At 35.8% G+C, this 3,071-nt stretch carries 2 protein-coding genes; both read right to left on the bottom strand.

Annotation, left to right across the window (positions count from 1 at the left end; all coding sequences use genetic code 11):
* Positions 1–187 precede the first annotated feature (187 nt).
* Positions 188–1,411 (bottom strand): hypothetical protein, encoded by a 1,224-nt coding sequence (locus DW981_RS14335; RefSeq protein ID WP_118508219.1) that lies wholly within the window; start codon positions 1,409–1,411, stop codon positions 188–190.
* A gap of 21 nt (positions 1,412–1,432) precedes the next feature.
* Positions 1,433–2,845 (bottom strand): prepilin peptidase dependent protein A, encoded by a 1,413-nt coding sequence (locus DW981_RS14330; protein WP_118508218.1) that lies wholly within the window; start codon positions 2,843–2,845, stop codon positions 1,433–1,435.
* Positions 2,846–3,071: the final 226 nt, after the last annotated feature.

Below are 3,071 nucleotides of genomic sequence, written 5' to 3'. Positions count from 1 at the left end.
CTTGACCTATATTTCAGATCAAGAGGATTTAACATATACTTCAAATATTATTATTTTATACACACATTTTTTCTAGCAGTTATACGCTACCTTTAATGTTATTGTAACCGTTGATATCGGATAAATATTTTCACTATATGACACACAAATCATTCATTGCCATATTTTCTTTTCTGATTATCTTCCATCAAAAAGATACACTTACTTCTCCTAACGGTGCTAAATAATCAATATACAACATTGCGTTTGTAGAATAACTTGCATTTACATAGGACAAACCATTCATCCAATTTACCTTTACTTTTGTGTTATAGGTTCCCATCATAGAACCTTCATCTGGATAATAATCAATCATCTTCTGGTTTAGATTAGCCATATTCGCAATTGTCTTGTACGAATAAGAATTAGGTGACTGATACATCATATCAGCAGATTTAATATATGTGTTAAAGTATGATGAACCCATATCTTGGAAAGTGACTCTGTATAAAGCAAACAAATCTTCTGTTCCATTACTTACAGATATAGTTACACCAGAAGCTTGATATGTTTGCGAACTTGAAGAACCATCCCATTTTACACTTCCATTAAATACACCACCTGCACTGTATGTCTGCTGAATTGGCAAAGGATTTCCCGTAAACATAGCATAATGATGATTGCCTTCATTGCCCTTATTATCCCAAAACATAATATAATAATTTCCCGCAGTTAGTTTGCATGTATAAACTGTTTTGTCGTAATTATCATATTTTACTGCTGTTCTGTAAAAGAGAAGCAAATCTTCATATGCGTCTGACGTTGTATCCAGTACTGGATTTAATTCTGCGTCATAAATCTGAAATGCAACATTTTTATCAAGTAAAACAGTTACAGAATTTAATGCTTTATTACTGCTTACTTTATGGTAATATACATGTGCACCTACTATTGATTGTTCTGTTGCCCATGTATCATTGACATATCCTTCTCTTACCGCAGAACTATACTGTGAATTGCTAGGTGCATCCAATAGTTCTGTTGCGGCTGGATAAAGTAACCCATCATTATAATATGGATATGTTGAATATACTTCTGTATCTGTTGACCACTTCTGTGTAAACGTATATGGTGTTGTTCCATAACTCCATCCATATTTTGTCGCAGTTCCTTTCCTTGCCTGAATTGTGTCATCTCCATCTGACACACTAATTACTTCATCCGGGTCAACAAGTTCAGACATTTGAATATCAGAAACTGACTCTAATGAAAATAAATTTTCTTCTGTCTCTTCACTCAATGGTAATGTAATCTGACTTCTGTCTACCGTTGTTGATGTTTGCAACTCTGCTGCCTTAACAGGACTTGAAATTGTCATTGTTAATAGCAGAGTTGAAAATAATGTTGCTGCCCAAATTTTTTTGTTTGTCATCTCGTTTCCTCCAAAAAATATTTATTTTGACACTCGATCTTTTATCTGAATTGTACTCTCTGACATGATAAACTGTACATTCAACTCAGACATAATATCTTTGTGCTGTGTCCGTTTATATGCTAAAATTTCCCGGATATCGCTTGCATAATCCTGATAGGTCAGATTTTCGCCCGGATTGTTTAACAGGTCATCCAGTGTTTTTGGCAGACCATGTATCATTGCATTTTCCACCGAAAGGTCTCCAAGCGATACGCTGCCGCCAGTTGCCTTATATAAAAATTTTTCCACATCCACCGCAGCTTGTAACAGATACTTTTCTTTATCGGACAATGCCTGTATTTCCGAATCCATAGAAAAATAAATATCCATCAGATCATCCGAATACTTTGACAAAACATCCTCTATCTTCTGTTTCATTGCATTATCATTAATGCCATCGACACTTACCTGACCATCCGCCCCAATTTTTATGGAAAACATGGAATCTGAAATATCAATTCCCGCTTCTTGCAAATCTGCAAATATCCTGTCTTTTACTGTGGTATTCATTTTTGCACTTGCATTCGCACTATCCAGCTCTGCTGCAGTACAAAAGATATTTAAAAGTGCATTTTCCTGTTCCGTCAGTTCTCCTCCTGCCGCTTTTTTTTCCAGTAAATTATGAATCTGCTCATCATCCGGCACTGCCTCACCCTGCATGATTTCTTCTGCCTGTTCCTTATGCAATTTCTCCATCTGCTCCGTATAACAGGCTTTATACTTCTGCCGGATTTCCTTAATTGCACGCATTTCCTCAGTATCGGTTAAGCCTTCCTGCATCTGCTTCCTGACTGTCCCTGCATACTTCTGAACCTCTGCCATTTCCTGATAAGCTCCATGACTTTTATCCGCTTGCGTTGTCTGAAAAGAAAGATGATATTCGGCATCTGGGTTTACCATTGAACCGTTCTTTGCCTGTACCTTTACGGTATAACCTCTGTTGTCTGTATTCCAGTTCGGTATGGTAATACTAAGACCACCATTTCCATTATCTTTCCCAATGCCGACCTGATTGCCTTCCTCATCATACAAAACCATCTCATAATTACAGCCTTCCGGTATATGATCTAAAGTGATAGTAATATCCTTATTATAGGTATCCTTCGCGAAACTTAATGCCCGGTACTCTGTAATGTTGAATTTGTAATAGTCCACATCTTGCGTATCCGATAAACTTCCCTTTAAATATCCATCAGGCTTATTGATAAGTGCCGTCAGATCCAGCGTCCTTCCAAACACATCTTTATCCGTATATTCATTTGTTTTCCAGAAATAATCATTGGAAACTTTACTATTTTCTACTGCTATATTTTTATCAGTGGGTAAACCTTTTTTCTTAAACTCATACCCTACAAGCTGCGTTTGCATTTCTACTGTGCGAGTTTTTACCATCTGTTCATTCTCCTTGCGCATAATTTTCTATTTTAGATGTTTGCAAAACATCGGAAAACACATACATTCCACATTTTATTATTAAAAATAAAATATTTCCTCAATGTTTATTGTGAAGCGTTGGTTACAGGAAATAAACCGAATTACACAAACCACATTATCAAACAACTGAAAATCTTTTAGGAATCACATAATTTGTAAAATAAATCTCAATATAGTCATTATA

The sequence above is a fragment of the Clostridium sp. AM49-4BH genome, from assembly GCF_003478335.1.
Lineage (GTDB): Bacteria > Bacillota > Clostridia > Lachnospirales > Lachnospiraceae > Butyribacter.
This window is presented reverse-complemented; position numbering and strand designations above follow the sequence as displayed.